The sequence below is a fragment of the Micromonospora sp. NPDC023737 genome (assembly GCF_040639715.1).
Lineage (GTDB): Bacteria > Actinomycetota > Actinomycetes > Mycobacteriales > Micromonosporaceae > Micromonospora.
The window spans coordinates 178,678-195,482 of the sequence record NZ_JBFAAL010000005.1; the positions used below are offsets into that span (position 1 = coordinate 178,678).

19 protein-coding genes are annotated in these 16,805 nt (G+C 75.0%); 17 read left to right on the plus strand and 2 right to left on the minus strand.

Features of this window, described 5'->3' with window-relative positions; all coding sequences use genetic code 11:
• The first annotated feature begins 10 nt into the window (after positions 1-10).
• From AB0F98_RS14110 to AB0F98_RS14120, 3 genes are all read left to right on the plus strand, one after another.
• Complete coding sequence (locus AB0F98_RS14110; RefSeq protein ID WP_357734007.1) at positions 11-1,078, plus strand: hypothetical protein; 1,068 nt, start codon at positions 11-13, stop codon at positions 1,076-1,078.
• A gap of 96 nt (positions 1,079-1,174) precedes the next feature.
• Positions 1,175-2,698: an AAA family ATPase gene (locus tag AB0F98_RS14115; protein ID WP_357734010.1), complete on the plus strand. Its 1,524-nt coding sequence runs from the start codon at positions 1,175-1,177 to the stop codon at positions 2,696-2,698.
• A gap of 56 nt (positions 2,699-2,754) precedes the next feature.
• Positions 2,755-3,711 carry a DUF2567 domain-containing protein gene (locus AB0F98_RS14120; RefSeq protein WP_357734013.1) on the plus strand — a complete coding sequence of 319 codons (957 nt, stop codon included), beginning with the start codon at positions 2,755-2,757 and terminating at the stop codon, positions 3,709-3,711.
• Here the strand turns inward: AB0F98_RS14120 and AB0F98_RS14125 are convergent.
• Complete coding sequence (locus tag AB0F98_RS14125; protein WP_357734016.1) at positions 3,626-4,330, minus strand: LON peptidase substrate-binding domain-containing protein; 705 nt, start codon at positions 4,328-4,330, stop codon at positions 3,626-3,628. The genes AB0F98_RS14120 and AB0F98_RS14125 overlap by 86 nt on opposite strands.
• A 107-nt stretch (positions 4,331-4,437) precedes the next feature.
• On the opposite strand from AB0F98_RS14125, the gene hisD reads away from it, so the two are divergent.
• From hisD to hisF, 14 genes are all read left to right on the plus strand, one after another.
• Entirely contained in the window at positions 4,438-5,760 is a 1,323-nt protein-coding gene (gene hisD, locus AB0F98_RS14130; RefSeq protein WP_357734019.1) for a histidinol dehydrogenase, read from the plus strand.
• 52 nt (positions 5,761-5,812) lie between these two features.
• Entirely contained in the window at positions 5,813-6,883 is a 1,071-nt protein-coding gene (locus tag AB0F98_RS14135) for a histidinol-phosphate transaminase (protein WP_357734022.1), read from the plus strand.
• Positions 6,884-6,917: 34 nt separating this feature from the next.
• Positions 6,918-7,529, plus strand: a complete 612-nt coding sequence (gene hisB, locus AB0F98_RS14140) for an imidazoleglycerol-phosphate dehydratase HisB (RefSeq protein ID WP_350790621.1) — start codon at positions 6,918-6,920, stop codon at positions 7,527-7,529.
• A 46-nt stretch (positions 7,530-7,575) separates the two neighbouring features.
• Positions 7,576-7,749 (plus strand): hypothetical protein, encoded by a 174-nt coding sequence (locus tag AB0F98_RS14145; RefSeq protein WP_357734026.1) that lies wholly within the window; start codon positions 7,576-7,578, stop codon positions 7,747-7,749.
• Positions 7,746-8,372, plus strand: coding sequence for an imidazole glycerol phosphate synthase subunit HisH (gene hisH / locus AB0F98_RS14150; protein ID WP_357734029.1), 627 nt, complete (start codon positions 7,746-7,748; stop codon positions 8,370-8,372). The genes AB0F98_RS14145 and hisH overlap by 4 nt, the downstream gene beginning before the upstream one ends.
• A gap of 43 nt (positions 8,373-8,415) precedes the next feature.
• Positions 8,416-8,739: a hypothetical protein gene (locus AB0F98_RS14155; RefSeq protein WP_357734032.1), complete on the plus strand. Its 324-nt coding sequence runs from the start codon at positions 8,416-8,418 to the stop codon at positions 8,737-8,739.
• Between the two features lie 15 nt (positions 8,740-8,754).
• A complete protein-coding gene (priA, locus tag AB0F98_RS14160) occupies positions 8,755-9,495 on the plus strand; it encodes a bifunctional 1-(5-phosphoribosyl)-5-((5-phosphoribosylamino)methylideneamino)imidazole-4-carboxamide isomerase/phosphoribosylanthranilate isomerase PriA (RefSeq protein ID WP_357734035.1) in 741 nt (246 codons plus the stop codon).
• 96 nt (positions 9,496-9,591) lie between these two features.
• Entirely contained in the window at positions 9,592-12,342 is a 2,751-nt protein-coding gene (locus AB0F98_RS14165; RefSeq protein WP_357734038.1) for a LuxR C-terminal-related transcriptional regulator, read from the plus strand.
• Positions 12,343-12,480: 138 nt separating this feature from the next.
• Positions 12,481-12,753 carry a hypothetical protein gene (locus AB0F98_RS14170; RefSeq protein WP_357734041.1) on the plus strand — a complete coding sequence of 91 codons (273 nt, stop codon included), beginning with the start codon at positions 12,481-12,483 and terminating at the stop codon, positions 12,751-12,753.
• A gap of 52 nt (positions 12,754-12,805) precedes the next feature.
• The gene (locus AB0F98_RS14175; RefSeq protein WP_357734044.1) at positions 12,806-13,351 is read left to right on the plus strand and encodes a hypothetical protein; all 546 of its coding nucleotides are present in this window, start codon (positions 12,806-12,808) and stop codon (positions 13,349-13,351) included.
• Positions 13,352-13,472: 121 nt separating this feature from the next.
• Entirely contained in the window at positions 13,473-13,919 is a 447-nt protein-coding gene (locus AB0F98_RS14180) for a MarR family transcriptional regulator (protein ID WP_357734048.1), read from the plus strand.
• Between the two features lie 6 nt (positions 13,920-13,925).
• Positions 13,926-14,351, plus strand: a complete 426-nt coding sequence (locus tag AB0F98_RS14185; protein ID WP_357734052.1) for an organic hydroperoxide resistance protein — start codon at positions 13,926-13,928, stop codon at positions 14,349-14,351.
• A complete protein-coding gene (locus AB0F98_RS14190; protein ID WP_357734055.1) occupies positions 14,348-15,352 on the plus strand; it encodes an NADP-dependent oxidoreductase in 1,005 nt (334 codons plus the stop codon). Before AB0F98_RS14185 ends, AB0F98_RS14190 begins: the two co-directional genes overlap by 4 nt.
• Positions 15,353-15,491: 139 nt before the next feature.
• Positions 15,492-16,259: an imidazole glycerol phosphate synthase subunit HisF gene (gene hisF, locus AB0F98_RS14195; protein WP_357734058.1), complete on the plus strand. Its 768-nt coding sequence runs from the start codon at positions 15,492-15,494 to the stop codon at positions 16,257-16,259.
• Positions 16,260-16,289: 30 nt separating this feature from the next.
• Here the strand turns inward: hisF and AB0F98_RS14200 are convergent, their stop codons facing one another.
• Positions 16,290-16,751, minus strand: coding sequence for a hypothetical protein (locus tag AB0F98_RS14200; RefSeq protein ID WP_357734061.1), 462 nt, complete (start codon positions 16,749-16,751; stop codon positions 16,290-16,292).
• Positions 16,752-16,805: the final 54 nt, after the last annotated feature.

Below are 16,805 nucleotides of genomic sequence, written 5' to 3' on the forward strand. Positions count from 1 at the left end.
GAACCCGCCCGTGCGTGCCGGCGACCTGCTGCGCCAGATCGACCAGCGACTCCTGCCGCTGCTGGGCCGGATGGTGGCACGGCTCGGCGAGACCTCGTCCCGGTCACGGGTGCTCACCGGCACGGCGCTGCTGTCGGTGACGGCGGTGCTGCTCGCCGCCGTCTGGGCCGCCGACGACGGCCCGGTCGGGGATTCGACCGTCGGCGAGGTGACCCGGGTCGGCGTGGTCGACGGCGACTCCGTGCCGGGCTACCTGCGGGCGGCGGCCGCCGACCTGGCCGCGCTGCCCTCACCCTCCGCGGCTCCCGCCGACGGCACGTACGCGTTGGTCTCCCTGGACAACTACCTGGCCCCGCAGGGCCTGGACGCGGTGTTCCGCGACGTGTCGGTCTCGGCGGTGTTCGGGCGGGTGCCGCTGCCCGGCCGGCAGACCGAGATCGTCCGGATACCGGCGCAACGAGTCCCCGACGACGTGGTCGCCGCGATGACCGAGCTGGCTGACCGCAAGGAGCGCGAGGCCGCCGACTACCGGGCGCGGGCCGCCGCGACGACCGACGACGCCGAGTTGCGCCAGGTGTACGTCAGCGGCGCCGAGGTGGCCGCCGCGGAGGCGAACGCCTACCGCGCCGGGTGCGCCTGCGTGTACGCGGCGGTGGTGCGGGCACAGCCGGCGACGCTCCGTGCCGTGGCGTCCCGACGCGCCGTCCGGGCGGTCGATCCGGCGCCGGAGGTGCGTCGGCTGGACCGGACGGTGTTCACTCCGCCGCTGCCCGAACAGCGCGACGTGGTCCGTCCGCCGGCCGACGCCGCGCTGCCCGAGCAGACCACCCCGTCCCCGCAAAGCCCGTCGGCGGTGTCGCCCGGCCCGACGGCGCGCGAGTCGTCGGAGCCGACGCCCACCGTCACCGAACCGTCACCCACGCCGGAGCAGAAGCGGTCCTCGGCTCCGCCGCCGACGGTCACCACCTCGCCCGAGGGCTCCGGTGAGCAGCCCGACGGCTCCGGTGAGCAGCTCGACGGCTCCGCTGAGCAGCCCGACGAGTCCGGTGCGCAGACGGTGCGGCCGATCGAATCATGATCATGCCGCGGGAACGTGCGCGGGGCGGTGTGTTCCGAATAGGGTTTGGTTCGTAGCCTGTCGGGCGGAGATCGATCGCGCTGGGGAGGGCGAGCCGTGGAGGGCAGCGAGACCGGCTGGGGCCGGCCGGCCGAACCAGCGCCGCGGTGGCGGGCGCTGCTCGACCGCGCCCGCCTGGCCGGCAGAGGGGCTGAACAGCCCGAGCCCGACCGGCGGGTCGAGGACCCACTGCCGCCGCCCAGGCCGCTCACGCCGCCGGATCCGCTCGGCCCGCCGGAGCCGTTGCCGCGACGAGCCGCCCAGAGCGGCTACGCCGGGCGGGCGCCCGCCGGGGGCCAGCCCGAGCGGACGTACGGCGGCCAGTCCGGTGAGCGGACGTACGGCGCGGATCCCGGCTACCGGGCGGAGGGGACCTACCGCGTCGATCCGTCGTACCGGGCGGAGCCGGCGTACCGCCCGGATCCCGGACATCCGGGGGAGCCGGCGTACCGGCCGGACGCCGGACATCCGGGCGAGCCGGCGCACCGGGTGCCGGAGCAGCGGCGACCGGAACCGCCCGAGTCGCGATACTCGCTGCTCGACAACGGCTACCGGTCCGAGCCGCGGCCGGCGGAATCCCGTTACGCCCTGCTCGAGAACGGCTACCGCCCGGAGGCGGGTTACGCGACCCCGCTGGCCCCCGCCCCACCGGCCCCCGCCCCGCCGGCCCCCGTCCCGCCCCCACCCGTGTCTTCGGCGCTCGCGCCGCCACCGGCGGTCGCCGATCGGGCCTACACGGCGCGGGCCGAGTGGCGGCCACCGGCACCCGACCCGGAGGTGGAACGGGCCAGAGCGGTACTGCGCCGCGAGTTCGGCTCGCCACGGGTCATCGCCTTCGCCAACCCGAAGGGCGGGGTGCACAAGACGACAGCCACCGTGCTCGCCGCGGCCACCGTCGGCAGCGTGCGGGGGCGGGGCGTACTGGCCTGGGACGACAACGAGCTGCGCGGCACGCTGGGACTGCGAGCCGGCAGCGCCCGCCACGCCCGGACCATCCGACACCTGATCACGGAACTCGCGCAGATCGAGATCCTCGAGGGGGACACGCTGCTCGACCGCCTCGACGACTTCCTGCGGCACGCCTCCGACGGCTCGTACGACGTGCTGGCGGGGGAGGAGAGCCCGCGATTCGCCCAGCGGCTCGACCAGTTCACCGTGCGGCGGGTGCTGGAGCTGCTGCGGCGTACCCACGAGGTGGTCTGTGTGGACACCGGCAACAACGTGGAAAGTCCCAACTGGCGCACCGTGATGCAGGCGGCCGACCAGCTCGTGGTCACCACCGTGCCGCGGGAGGACGCGGCGTTCAGCGCGGACTGGATGCTCGACCTGCTGCACGAGGTCGGCATGGGTGAACTGGCCGAGAACGCGGTCACCCTCATCTCCTGCCCGACCCCGGGTCGCTCCCAGCTGCAGGACGACCTGGAGCGCCACTTCGCCAGCCGGACCCGCGCCGTCGCCGTGGTGCCGTACGACCCGGCGCTGGAGACCGGATCCTCGATCGAGTACGCCCAGCTCCAACCGGAGACCCGTCAGGCCTGGCTGCGCGCCGCCGCGGTCATGCTGGAGCCGTTCGCCCGGTGAGGGGGACTGCCGCCACCGGCGCCCCCACCGGTTCGCCCGCCTGAGAGGATCATCGGGTGAGTCCGGACACCCCCGACCCCGAACGTCCCGTCGTCCACCCCGACGAGCCCGAGCACGCCGACCCGGCCGTAACCGGAGCCGACCCGCGCCCCGGAGACCCCGCGGGCGCGGACCCGCACGCCGCGCAGACCCCCCGACAGGCGCCGGCCGTCAACCCCACCACCGGTGGCGGCCCGGCGTCGACCGCCGCTCGGCCGACCCCCGGGGCCGACCCGATCGGCCCCCAGCCCGGTACCGGGCAGGCGGTGCCGGCGACCGGCGGCACGTCGGCCCGTCCGGCCGCCGGGTCCGATCCGGCCGCGGTGACCGACACGCCGCGGCGGGCCTGGGCGGGCGCCGTCGGCGCGGGACTGGCGCTGGCGGTGCTCGGCGCGCCGCTCGGGCTGCTCTGGGCGGCGGTCGCCCCGGGCACCCCGGTGATCAAGGCAACGCTGGGCGCCGTCTACGCCGAGCCGCAGCCGGAGCAGCCGATCGCGGCGGACGGCTGGTTCAGCCTGCTCGGGCTCGGCTTCGGTGTGCTCGCCGCAGTGGCGCTCTGGTTCGTACTGCGCCGGCGGCGCGGGCCGGTCGGGCTGGCCAGCGCCGTGCTCGGCGCCTTCGCCGCCGCGGTGGTGGCCTGGCAGGTGGGACGGCGCTTCGGGCTGGCCGAGTTCGACCGGCTGCTGGCCACCGCACCGGAGGGGCAGGCCTTCAGCAAACCGGCCGACCTGCGAGCCGGCGGGATCGACTGGCTCTTCGGCGTGCTGCCCGTGCCGCACGGCAACCTGCTGCTGCCCGCGTTCGGCGCGGCCGTCACGTACACCCTGCTCGCCGGCTGGTCCCGCTGGCCGTCGCTGCGCCCCGAGCCGCAGCCCGACCCGGCCGCGCTCAGTTGGGTGTCGGCGGCGACGCCAGCTCCCCCAACGGCACCGGAACCGCCCGCACCTGGCGCAGCAGAGCCGCCTCGCGGTTGAGCAGCCGCAGCTCGGCGCGGAGCCGGGCCGCGGTGTCGTCGATGGCGAGCAGCCGCTGCCGATCCTCGACGGTGAGCGCGGCCGTGGCGGCGACCAGGTGGGACAGCACCGTCGGATCCTCCGGGAGCTGCTCGGAGAGGTCCTGCTGGTCTGGGCGGATCAACCCGAGGTACTGCCGGAACACGGAGATCACCCGGGCGGCCAGCAGCTCGGCGGCCTCGTCGGCGCCGCCCGGCTCGGGGAGCCACTCCACCTCGGCGGTCAGGTAGGGGGCCGCACCCCGGTCCACCTCCGCGATCCGGAAGCGGCGCCGGCCGACCGTGACGATGTCGAAGCCGCCGTCGGGGAGTTCGGTGACCTGCCGCAGCTCGGCGGTGCAGCCCACCTCGTGCAGGGTCACCTCGCCGCCGCCGGGCAGCGGCCGGCCGTCGGGCGCGGTCGCGGCGACCTCCCAGCCGGCCTGGATCGCCACCACGCCGAACTCGCGCGGAGCGCCCTCGGGCAGCTCCACCAGATGCCGGACCAGGGCGCGGTAGCGCTCCTCGAAGATGTGCAGCGGAAGAACCAGACCGGGGAAGAGCACCGTCCCCAACGGGAACACCGGCAACCGCGCAGTCACGCCGTCGAGCCTAGCCCGATCCGCCGTCGGCGGCGTGTCCCGGCTCACCGTCCCGCCGTACGGGCGCTGCCGGTCGACCCGCTGACCGGCCGCCTAGACTCGCAAGGGTGTTGAATCGGATCGACCTGCGCGGCGGCGTCCCTGATCCGCGCCGCCTCCTGCCCCGTGCCCAACTCGACGTGTCGGTCGCCGTCGAGCGGATCCGGCCGGTCGTGGAGGCGGTCCGGGAGCATGGCTACGCGGCGATCCGGGAGGCGAGCGAACGCTTCGACGGGATCAGCCCCGAGGTGCTGCGGGTGCCCGCCGAGGTGATCGCCGCGGCGGAGGGCAGCCTCGATCCGGAGGTACGCGCCGCGCTGCTGGAGTCGATCCGCCGCGCCCGCCGGGTGCACGCCGACCAGCGGCGTACCGACCACACCACCCAGGTGGTGCCGGGCGGCACGGTGACCGAGCGCTGGGTGCCGGTCGAGCGGGTCGGCCTCTACGTCCCCGGCGGCCTCGCGATGTATCCGTCGACGGTCGTCATGAACGTGGTGCCCGCCCAGGAGGCCGGGGTCCGCTCGCTGGTGGTGGTGAGCCCCCCGCAGAAGGACAACGCCGGCCTGCCCGATCCGCGGGTGCTCGCCGCGTGCGCGCTGCTCGGCGTGGACGAGGTCTACGCCGTCGGCGGCGCCCAGGCGGTGGCGATGCTCGCGTACGGGGCGAGCGTGGACGCCGGGGGGAGCGCACGCTGCGAGCCGGTCGACATGATCACCGGTCCGGGCAACATCTGGGTCACCGCCGCCAAGCGGCTGCTGCGCGGCGTGGTCGGCATCGACGCCGAGGCGGGTCCGACCGAGATCGCCATCCTGGCCGACGACAGCGCCGACCCGGCGCACGTGGCCGCCGACCTGATCAGTCAGGCCGAGCACGATCCCCTCGCGGCCAGCGTCCTGGTCACGCCGTCGGTCGGGCTGGTCGAGGCGGTCGAGCGGGAACTGGCCCGGCAGGTGCCGGCGACCAAGCACGCGGAGCGGGTCACCACCGCGCTGACCGGCGAGCAGAGCGGCGTGGTGCTCGTCGACGACCTCGACGCCGGGCTGCGGGTGGTCGACGCGTACGCCGCCGAGCACCTGGAGATCCAGACTCGGGACGCCCGCGAGTGGGCGCTGCGGGTACGCAACGCCGGCGCGATCTTCGTGGGCTCGTGGTCGCCGGTGTCGCTCGGCGACTACTGCGCCGGCTCCAACCACGTGCTCCCCACGGGTGGCTGCGCCCGGCACTCCTCCGGCCTGTCGGTGCAGTCCTTCCTGCGCGGCATCCACCTGGTCGAGTATTCGCAGGACGCGTTGCGTGAGGTCGCCCCGCACGTGGTCACCCTGGCGACGGTGGAGGACCTGCCGGCGCACGGCCAGGCGGTCCGCGCCCGCTTCCCCGGGGCGCTGTCGTGACCGGCCGGCCGGCCGCCCCGCCGCGGACCGCCGTGCGGCGCGGGGTGGTGGCGTGACCACCCTCGACGACCTGCCGATCCGCGACGACCTGCGCGGACGCACGCCGTACGGAGCGCCGCAGCTGGACGTGCCGGTGCGGCTGAACACCAACGAGAACTCCTACCCGGTGCCCGAGCCGGTGGTCGAGGCGATCGGCAAGGCGCTCGCCGCCGAGCTGCGCGACCTCAACCGCTACCCGGACCGCGACGCGGTGGCGCTCCGCGCCGACCTGGCGGGCTACCTGGGTCACGGGCTCACCGTCGAACAGGTCTGGGCGGCCAACGGCTCCAACGAGGTCCAGCAGCAGCTGCTCCAGGCGTTCGGCGGGCCGGGGCGCAGCGCGCTCGGCTTCGTTCCGGCGTACTCGATGCATCCGCTGCTCGCGCTCGGCACCGGCACCCGCTGGGTGCCCGCGCGGCGCGGCGCCGATTTCGGGCTGACCGCCGAGGACGCGGTGGCGCAGATCCGCGAGCACGCCCCGGACGTGGTCTTCCTCTGCTCCCCGAACAACCCCACCGGCACAGCGCTCGACCCGGCGGTGATCGGCGCGGTGCTCGACGCGGCGCCGGGGATGGTGATCGTCGACGAGGCGTACGCCGAGTTCGCCCGCCCCGGCACGGTGAGCGCCCTCGCGGTGCTGCCCGACCACCCCCGGTTGGTGGTGACCCGGACGATGAGCAAGGCGTTCGGGTTCGCCGGCGGCCGGCTGGGTTACCTCGCCGCCGATCCGGCGGTGGTACAGGCGGTGCAGCTGGTCCGGCTGCCGTACCACCTCTCGGCGCTCACCCAGGCGGCGGCTCGCGCGGCGCTGGCCCACCGCGACGCCCTGCTCGGCACGGTGACGGCCATCAAGGAGCAGCGCGACCGGATCGTCGCCGAGTTGCGCGCCCGCGGCCTGCGGGTCGCCGACAGCGACGCCAACTTCGTGCTCTTCGCCGTCGGCGGCGACCAGACCGTGGCCTGGCGTGCGCTGCTGGACCAGGGCGTGCTGGTCCGGGACGTCGGGCTGCCCGGATGGCTGCGGGTCACCGCGGGCACGCCCGGCGAGACCGATGCCTTCCTCACCGCCATGGACAAGCTGTAGTGGGCGCGTCAGCCCCGCGACCGAGAGGCGAGCAATGAGCCGCACCGCACGGGTCGAGCGGATCACCAAGGAGACCAAGGTCCTCGTCGAGATCGAGCTCGACGGCACCGGCAAGGCCGACATCGAGACCGGCGTCGGCTTCTACGACCACATGCTCAACCAGATCGCCCGGCACGGGGGCTTCGACCTGACCGTGCACACGGTCGGTGACCTCGAGATCGACGCGCACCACACCATGGAGGACACCGCGCTCGCTCTCGGCGCGGCACTCGACCGGGCGCTGGGCGACAAGGCCGGCATCCGGCGGTACGGCTCAGCCACCGTGCCGATGGACGAGGTGCTGGTCCGGGCCGCGGTCGACCTCTCCGGCCGGCCGTACGTGCTGCACGACGAGCCGGCGCTCGCGCCCTACATCGGTCCGGTCTACCCGACCAGCATGACCCGGCACATCTGGGAGTCCTTCGGCCAGGCGGCGCGGATCACGCTGCACGTGGACGTGTTGCGCGCGGCCCGGCCCGGCGGACACCCGGACGCGCACCACGTGGTGGAGGCGCAGTTCAAGGCGGTGGCGCGGGCGTTGCGCGAGGCCACGGCCATCGACCCCCGGTCGGCCGGGGCGGTACCGAGCACGAAGGGGGCGCTCTGATGAGCGTGCGGAACGTGGCGCGGCGGCGTACGGGCGGGTGGCTGCGGTGAACGCGGTCCTGCCGATCCTGATGCTGGTGCTGGCCGGCGTGCTGGTGGGCGGCGTCTGGTCGCTGCACCGGCAGGGCGCGCCGCGGAGCGCGGTGCTGCTGACCGCCGTGCTCGCGGTGCTCGCCACGGCGGGCGGAGTGTTGTGGTTGCTGCCGGGGGCGGGCCAGTGAGTGGCCCGGACGTGGTGGTGCTCGACTACGGGTCGGGCAACCTCCGGTCGGCCGAACGCGCCCTGGCCGCCGCCGGGGCGACGGTACGGGTGACCGACGACCTGTCGGCCGCCTCGGCCGCGGCCGGATTGGTGGTCCCCGGCGTCGGCGCGTTCGCGGCGTGCATGGCCGGTATCGAGGGGCTCGGCGCCGGCCCGGTCATCGCCGACCGGGTGGCCGCCGGCCGCCCGGTGCTCGGCATCTGCGTCGGGATGCAGGTGCTCTTCGAGCACGGCGAGGAGCACGGCGTGGTCACCAAGGGGCTCGGGCTGCTGCCCGGCGCAGTGACGAAGCTTCCGGCGACCCGGCTGCCGCACATGGGCTGGAACACCGTCCGTCCGGCCGCGTCGTCGGCGCTCTTCACCGGCCTGCCGCCGGAGAGCCGGTTCTACTTCGTCCACTCGTACGCGGTCACCGAGCCGGGCGCGCTGGCCTCGGCCGGCGCCACGGTCACCACCGCCCACCACGGCACCGACTTCGTGGCGGCCGTCGAGCGGGGCCCGCTCTCCGCCGCCCAGTTCCACCCGGAGAAGTCGGCCGACACCGGGGCCGTGCTGCTGCGCAACTGGCTGGCCACGCTGTGAGCGCGGTCGAGCCGACGTCCGCCGCGGCCGGGCGGGGTGCGGGGTGAGCAAGGAACGTGCCCGCCGCCGGGAGGCGCGCGAGGCCGAGCTGGCCCGGGAACGGGCGGTACGCCGGCGTCGGGTGGCCCGCCGGGAACGTCGGCGCATGCTGGTACGCCGGCTCACGCCGCAGTTGCGTCGGCGAAGCGCCGGCCGCCTGGCCCGGCACAGCCGTACCGAGCGCGCCGGGATCGTGCTGCTCACCCTGGCGTCGCTGATCCTGATCTGGGCCCTCGTGGACGACCTGGCGCTGCGCATCGCGCTGGTCGTGCTGCTGCTGCTCGTACTGCCGGCGATCGTGGTGATCGCCCTGGACCGTCGTACCTGACGCTAGGAGAAGACGTTGAGCCTCACCCTGTTGCCCGCCGTGGACGTCGCCGACGGTCGGGCCGTCCGCCTCGTGCAGGGGGCCGCCGGCAGCGAGACCAGCTACGGCGACCCGCTGGAGGCGGCGCTGGCCTGGCAACGCGACGGTGCGGAGTGGATCCACCTGGTCGACCTCGACGCCGCGTTCGGCCGCGGGTCCAATGCCCACCTGCTCGCCGAGGTGGTCCGCCAGCTCGACGTCAAGGTCGAGCTCTCCGGCGGCATCCGCGACGACGAGTCGCTGCTCGCCGCGCTGGGCACCGGAGCGGCCCGGGTCAACATCGGCACCGCCGCGTTGGAGGATCCGGCCTGGTGCGACCGGATCGTCGGCGAGTACGGCGACCGGGTCGCGATCGGGTTGGACGTTCGTGGTCGTACGCTCTCCGCCCGTGGCTGGACCCGTGACGGCGGCGACCTCTTCGAGGTGCTGGAGCGGCTCGACAAGGCAGGTGCCGCGCGGTACGTGGTCACCGACATCACCAAGGACGGCACGATGCGCGGGCCGAACCTGGAGCTGCTGCGGGAGGTCTGTGCCCGAACCGACGCGCCGGTGATCGCCTCCGGTGGTGTCTCCACGCTGGACGATCTGCGCGCGCTGGCGGTGCTCGAGCCGATCGGGGTGGAGGGCGTGATCGCCGGCAAGGCGCTCTACGCGGGCGCGTTCACCGTGGCGCAGGCGTTGGAGACGCTGGCCGCCGCCGGAGAGACCGTCGGGTAACCCTGCGGCGTCCGCTGCGGGCACAGCCGTGCGGACGACACCGCACGACCCGCGCGGTGCTCGACCGGCCCGCCCACCGGCTGGGAGACTGACCGGGTGGGTGGGGTGATCATCGGCCGGGACGGGGTGCTGGGCCAGGCCCGGCGGTCCCTGGACGACGGCCGGCCGGTGCTCCTGGAGGGACCGGCCGGCATCGGCAAGACGGCGGTGCACCGGTCGCTGCTCGACGCCGCCGCCGGGGACGGCTGGCTGCTGTTGTGCTGTGCGCCGACGGAGGCGGAGCGCGCGCTGCCCTTCGCCGCGCTGGCCGACGTGCTCGCACCCCTCGCCGACCGCGCGGCGGAGTTGCCGCCGCCGCAACGCACGGCCCTGGCCGGGGTGCTGCTCTCCGGCGAGGTGACCGAGCCGGTGGACGAGCGGGCGGTGGCCGCGGCCACCCGGGCGTTGCTCGAGGTGGCCGCCGGGCCGGAACGGCCCCGCGTGCTGGTGGCGGTGGACGACGCGCCGTGGCTGGACCCGCCGAGCGAGCGGGCGCTGCGGTTCGCGTTGCGCCGCGTGGTGCCGAGGATCGCCGTGCTGGTCACCGCGCGATCAGATCGACCGCAGGTCACGCCCGCGCCGCTCGGCCTCGATCACGGCGCCACCGGCTCGTTGCTGGACCGGGTCACCGTCGGACCGCTCGGCGTGGGCGCGCTCCACCACGTGCTGCGCGCGGCGACCGGCACCGCCATGCCCCGGCCGCTGCTGGTCCGCATCGCCGAGGAGTCCGGCGGCAATCCACTGCTCGCCATCGAGTTGGCCCGGGCGGTGCTGCGGCTGCCACAACAGCCGGCCCCGGGTGCGGACCTACCGGCCGCGCCGTCGCTGCGGCACCTGATCGCCGACCGGCTGGCCGCCCTGCCGCCGCCGACCCGGCACGCGATCCGGCTCGCCGCGCTCTCCGGCGTACCGACTCTGGACGGGCTGGCCCGGGCCGGGGTGGCCGCCGCCGATTTCGATCCCGCGGAGGAGGCGGGGCTGGTGGCCGTGGCCGGGGAGGAGGTGAGCTTCGCGCACCCGGTCTACGCCGCCGCGGTCCGCGCCGACGTGCCCACGGGGGTGCGTCGACGCCTGCACCGGCTGCTCGCCGACACCGCGCGGGACCCGGACGAGCGAGCCCGGCAACTGGCGCGGTGCACGAGCGCGCCGGCTCCGGAGGCGGCGGCGGAGATCGCCGCCGCCGCCGCCCGCCAGCAGGCTCGGGGCGCCCCGGAGATCGCCGCGGGGTTGTACGACACGGCAGCGCGTCTCGGCCCGCCGGAGACCGTCGCGGAGCACGCCCGGTGGCGACTGGCCGCCGCGCAGTGCAGGTACGACAGTGGCGACTACGTCGCGGCCCGCGTCGCGGCCGAACAGGCGGCCGAGGAGCTGACCGGGCCGGCGCGGGGTGAGGCGCTGCTGCTGCGGGCCGTGATCGGCTGGAGTGCGGACGAATCGCCCGAGAAGATCATGGCGATCGCCGAACGCGCGTTGGCCGCCGCCCCGCCCGACACGGCGCTGGCCGGGCGCATCCACGCACACCTCGGCATGTTCGAGGACGCGCCGGACCCGGCTCGGCGGCACGCGGAACACGCCGCCGCGCTGCTGGCGGGCAGCCCCGACGATCGCCCGGTGTACGCCGCGGCGTTGATGCTCCTGTTCTTCAACGAGGTACGGGCGGGTCTCACCGCGCGGACGGAGCTGCTGGAGCAGGCGTTGGCGGTGGAAGGCGAGGAGCCGTCCTGGCTGGCCGGGACCGTGCCGGCGATCTGGTGGAGAGGGCTGGACGAGCACGACCGGGCCCGCGAACGGCTGCACCGGTTGCTGAACCGCGCGGTCGGGCGTGGCGACGAGCCGTCCCAGCACGAGCTGCTGTGTCACCTCGGCGAGACCGAGTTGCTCGCCGGCCGCTGGGCGGACGCCGCCGCCCACATCGCCGAGGCCCGCGAACTGGGCGAGCAGTACGGTGCCGACTCGGCGGGGGTGGAGTGGCTGGAAGGTCTGTTGCTGGCATACCGGGGACGGCTGGAGGAGGCCACCCGGATCGCCGTGGAGGGCTTGGGCCGCGCCGACGAGCTGGGCGACCGGTGGCGGCTCCGGATCCACACCCAGCTCGCCGGCTACGCCGCGCTGACCGGGGGGCGGCTGCCGGAGGCTGCCCGGCACTTCGGCCTGCTGGCGGCCACCGTGGACGAGTTGGGGCTGGTCGAGCCGTTGGCCCAGCGTTTCGAACCGGACTGGTTGGAGGCCTGCGTCGGGGCCGGTGACCTGGCCACCGCCGAGGCGGTCCTCGAGCGGCTGGCGGTACGGCACCGGCGGCTGCCCCGGCCGTGGACCACCCTGGGGCTGGCCCGCAGCCGGGTGCTGCTCGACGGTGCGCTCGGGCGTGACCCGTCCGACGCGCTGGTGGAGCTGGATGCCGCCCGCGCGGCCGTACCCGCCGACGTGCTCCCGCTGGACCGGGCTCGCTGCCTGCTGGCGGCCGGCGTCGCGTACCGGCGGATGCGCCGGCGGCGGGAGGCACGCGACGCGCTGACCGGAGCCGCGGCCGAGTTCGACGCGCTCGGCGCGGCGGCGTTGGCCGCCCGTGCCCGCGCCGAGGCGGAGCGCACCGGCGGGCGGGTCGCGCCGCGCCAGCTCACCGGCACCGAGCTGGAGGTGGCTCGCCTCGCGGCCGCCGGCCGGACCAACCGGGTCATCGCCGACACGCTCTTCATCAGCCCGAAGACGGTCGAGGCCAACCTGGCCCGGATCTACCGGAAGCTCGGCGTGACCAGCCGCGCCGAGTTGGGCGCCACGATGGCCCGCGGTACCGGCACCGACGGGTGAGCGGCGTGGCCGCGACCGTCGGATCGCGGTGCCGCGGCGGGCGGCTCGCTCCGGCCGGCGGGTGTTGCCGCGGGTCGGCCGTCGAAGGATAGGGAAACGCCCGATTACCCGGCCCGCACGCGGGCCTAGCGTCGACGCATGTCCACTCGACTCTTCGTCCTCGAGCGCTACGACCGCGTTCCGGGAGAGTCCGCCGACGAGCCGGTCGGTGCGCTGACCACCGGCACGACCCGGCTTCGGGGCGCCGTGCGGATCCCGGCCGACGACGTGGTGCTCGCCCTGGTCGAGGGGCCCGACGCCGAGACGGTGGCCGCGGTGGCCGCCGCCGCCGGGTGGCGGGTGGACCGGTTGGGCACGGCCGAGTGGATCGTCGCGCCGGAGGGCACGGCAGCGCCGGGTGACCCGTCGTGACCGGCCGGTCCGCTGATGTCGCGTCACCGCCTGAACCGTCTTGGAGGTCCTGATGAGACAGCTCCGCCCACGGCTGGCCGCCCTGCTGCTGGCCGGTCTGCTGCCCCTGCTGGTCGGCTCGGTGGCCGGCTGCGGTTCCGGCGGGGACGACGTGCCACCGGCGGCGGTCGAGGCGCCGCTGCCCGAGGCGCCGGCCAGCAGTGACGAGCCCTCGCCCACCACGCAGGCGCCGGCCGCCGTCGACGCGTGCACCCTGGTGACCAAGAAGGAGGCGGAGGAACTCGCCGGGACCAAACTGGACGACGCCGTGCCGGTGCGCGAGTCGTGCACCTACACGGCCCCGGTCACCGGGCCGACCGCCCAGGTGGAGGTCTTCGTCGGTGACGGCGCGAAGAAGTACCTCGACATCGAACGGGAGCTCGGCCACGAGCTGCGACCGTTGGCCGGCGTCGGTGACGAGACGTACGTGAGCCTCGAGGCGGCCTTCGTCAACCGTTCGGGGCTGTGGGTGGCGGTGCGTCTGGTCCGGCTGAACGACCCGGAGGAGAACCGCGAGCCGCTGGAGGGGATCGCGCGCACGGTGGCCGGCCGGATCTGAACCTGGCGGACGGACAGGTCGAGCGCGGCGGTTCCACCCACGGCGCGGCCGGGGGCAGGTCGGTGGCCGCCGATCGAGCAGAAAGGTTGCGCGCAATTTAGTTGCGCGCTACTTTTCTGGGGTGACCGATGACCTGGTGTTGCGCCGCCAGGTGTGCTTCGCGCTCTACGCGGCGTCGCGGGCCGTGACCGACGTCTACCGGCCCATCCTCGACGCTGTCGGGCTTACCTACCCGCAGTACCTCGTACTGCTGGTGCTCTGGGAGCACGACGGCGACCCCCGCACCGTCTCCGATCTCGGCGCCGAGCTGCGGCTCGACTCCGGCACCCTCTCCCCGCTGCTCAAGCGGCTGCAGGAGGCGGGCCTGGTGGTCCGGCGGCGGTCGACCCGCGACGAGCGGCGGGTCGAGGTGGAGCTGACCGACGCCGGCCGGGCGCTTCGGCAACGGGTGGCGGACGTGCCGCTCCGGATCGCCCGGGCCACCGGGCTCACCGAGGCCGAGCTGGTCGCCCTCCGCGACACCCTCACCCGGGTCACCGAGACCGTCCACCGACAGAAGGAGCAGTGACCCCTCATGCAGGTGCTCTACACCGCGTCCGCCACCTCCACCGGTGACGGCCGCAGCGGACACGTCCGGACCGCCGACGGCATCCTCGACCTCGACCTCGTGCCCCCGAAGGAGATGGGCGGCGCCGGTGGCGGAGCCAACCCCGAGCAGCTCTTCGCCGCCGGCTACGCGGCCTGTTTCCACTCCGCGCTGCGGGCCGTGGCCCGCGGGACGAAGGTGGACGTGACCGGCTCCGCCGTCGAGGCCGAGGTGGGCATCGGCCCGGACGGCGCAGGCGGCTACGGACTGACCGTCGCGCTCGTCGTCGACCTGCCCGCCGTCGAGCGGGTGGCCGCCGAGGAGCTGATGGCGCAGGCGCACCAGGTCTGCCCCTACTCCAACGCCACCCGCGGCAACGTCGAGGTCGCGCTCCGGCTCCGGGCCACGGCGTGACCGCGACGGTGAACCGGGAGATCCACCTGGCGTCCCGCCCGCAGGGCTGGCCGACGGCGGAGAACTTCCGGCTGGTCGAGACCGAGGTGCCGAAGGCCGGGCCGGGGCAACTCCTGGTCCGTAACCGGTACATGTCCGTCGACCCGTACATGCGCGGCCGGATGAACGACGCGAAGTCGTACGTGCCGCCGTACGCGCTCGACGCGCCCCTGGACGGCGGCGCGGTCGGTGAGGTGGTGGCCGGCGAGGCCGACGGCTTCGCCCCCGGCGACACCGTGCTGCACGGGCTCGGCTGGCGCGAGTACGCGCTGGTCGACGCGCGCTCCGCCCGGAAGGTCGAGCCGGACCTGGCGCCGGTGAGCGCCTACCTCGGTGTGCTCGGCATGGTGGGGCTGACGGCGTACGCCGGGCTGCTGGAGGTGGCCGGGATGCGGCCGGGAGAGACGGTCTTCGTCTCCGCCGCGGCCGGCGCCGTGGGCAGCCTGGTCGGGCAGATCGCCAAGCTCCGCGGCGCCGCCCGGGTCGTCGGCAGCGCCGGCTCGCCCGCGAAGGTCGAGCGGCTGACCGCGCTCGGCTTCGATGCGGCGTTCGACTACCACGACCGCCCGGTCCGGGAGTCGCTGAAGGCGGCCGCGCCGCAGGGAATCGACGTCTACTTCGACAACGTGGGCGGCGACCACCTGGAGGCCGCGATCTCGGCGCTGCGACCGCACGGTCGAGTGGCCGTCTGCGGCATGATCTCCCAGTACAACGACACGGCGCCGCCGGCCGCGCCACGCAACCTGGCGCAGGTGATCGGTAAGCGCCTCACCCTGCGCGGCTTCCTGGCCGGTGACCATCAGGGCCTGCGCGACCAGTTCGTCCAGGAGATGGCCGGCTGGCTGCGGGAGGGGCGCGTCTCGTACGACGAGACGATCGTGGACGGTATCGAGAACGCCCCGTCGGCGTTCCTCGGTCTGCTGCGCGGCGAGAACCTCGGCAAGATGCTGGTCCGTCTGTGAGGAAAGGGCCCCTTCCCGCTGTTTCCGGTGGCGAAGGGGCCCCTCCCGGCGCAGCCGGTGGTGGGGTTCACACCGCTGGTGGCCGCCGCGACGCGCTCGGCGCCTGGTCGGCCCGGTGCGGAAGGATAGGCTCGGCGGCATGACGGTGGCGGTACGGGTCATCCCCTGCCTGGACGTGGACGCCGGGCGGGTGGTCAAGGGCGTCAACTTCGTCGACCTGCGGGACGCCGGCGACCCGGTCGAACTGGCCTCGGCGTACGACCGGGCCGGCGCGGACGAGCTGACCTTCCTCGACGTCACCGCGTCGAGCAGCGATCGCGGCACCATGCTCGACGTGGTGCGGCGCACCGCCGAATCCGTCTTCATCCCGCTCACCGTCGGCGGCGGCGTACGTAGCGTCGCCGACGTGGACACCCTGTTGCGCGCCGGCGCGGACAAGGTCGGAGTCAACACCGCCGCGATCGCCCGGCCCGAGCTGATCGCCGAGATCGCCGACCGGTTCGGCCGGCAGGTGCTGGTGCTCTCGCTGGACGTACGCCGCGCGCCGGGCGGTGCCACCGCCAGCGGGTTCGAGGTGACCACGCACGGCGGCCGCCGGGGCACCGGCATCGACGCGGTCGACTGGGCCCGCCGGGCTGCCGAGCTGGGCGCCGGGGAGCTGCTGGTCAACTCGATGGACGCCGACGGCACCAAGGCCGGGTTCGACCTGGAGCTGATCCGGGCGGTCCGGCACGTGGTGGACGTGCCGGTGGTGGCGAGCGGTGGCGCCGGACAGGCGGCGCACTTTCCCCCGGCGATCGGCGCCGGCGCGGACGCGGTGCTCGCCGCGAGCGTCTTCCACTTCGGTGAGCTGACCGTCGCCGACGTGAAGGACGCGCTGCGCCGAGACGGGCAACCGGTCCGCTGACCTCCGGCCCGGGACGCTCCGGCCGGACGCTCAGTGGCGGTCCGGGTGCCCCTCCGGCGAGCGGCGCGGGCTCGGGATCGAACGCACCAGGTATTCCTGCACGGCCGCCGCGTGGTCGGCCTCGTCCAGCGTCCAGTCGGCGCTGCCCGGCGTGTGCCGCCGGTCCAGCACGCCCTGCACGGTGTCTACAGTGGTCGCCACTCCGGCGCTGGGCCGGCTGCGCCAGAGCCGCTCACCGTCGGCGGTGATCCGGAACCAGCCGTCGCTGACGCTGACCAGACCGGCGCCCAGCAGCCGGCGCACCGCCGTCTCGACCTCGACCCGTTGCGGGATCGCCCGGTTCAGGTGGTCGGCGGTGGAGAGCACGTCGGCCAGGCGTACGCCCTCGGGGCGCCGGCTGGACGCGGACCGGCGGTGCCGACCGGCGCCGCTCGCGATGACCAACGACACGAAGATCCAGGCATCGCTCCAGCGCCATCCGTTCTCCCCCATGCAGAGATGATGCCGGTCCGGATCGCGGAAGGAAACACTTGATCGTCGGCCGCA

Excerpts from the sequence above, each read along its gene's own strand:
- hisB (WP_350790621.1), top strand. The coding sequence starts at position 6,918 with ATGAGCCGCACCGCACGGGTCGAGCGGATCACCAAGGAGACCAAGGTC.
- AB0F98_RS14170 (WP_357734041.1), top strand. The coding sequence starts at position 12,481 with ATGTCCACTCGACTCTTCGTCCTCGAGCGCTACGACCGCGTTCCGGGA.
- AB0F98_RS14175 (WP_357734044.1), top strand. The coding sequence starts at position 12,806 with ATGAGACAGCTCCGCCCACGGCTGGCCGCCCTGCTGCTGGCCGGTCTG.
- AB0F98_RS14185 (WP_357734052.1), top strand. The coding sequence starts at position 13,926 with ATGCAGGTGCTCTACACCGCGTCCGCCACCTCCACCGGTGACGGCCGC.
- hisF (WP_357734058.1), top strand. The coding sequence starts at position 15,492 with ATGACGGTGGCGGTACGGGTCATCCCCTGCCTGGACGTGGACGCCGGG.
- AB0F98_RS14200 (WP_357734061.1), bottom strand. The coding sequence starts at position 16,751 with ATGGGGGAGAACGGATGGCGCTGGAGCGATGCCTGGATCTTCGTGTCG.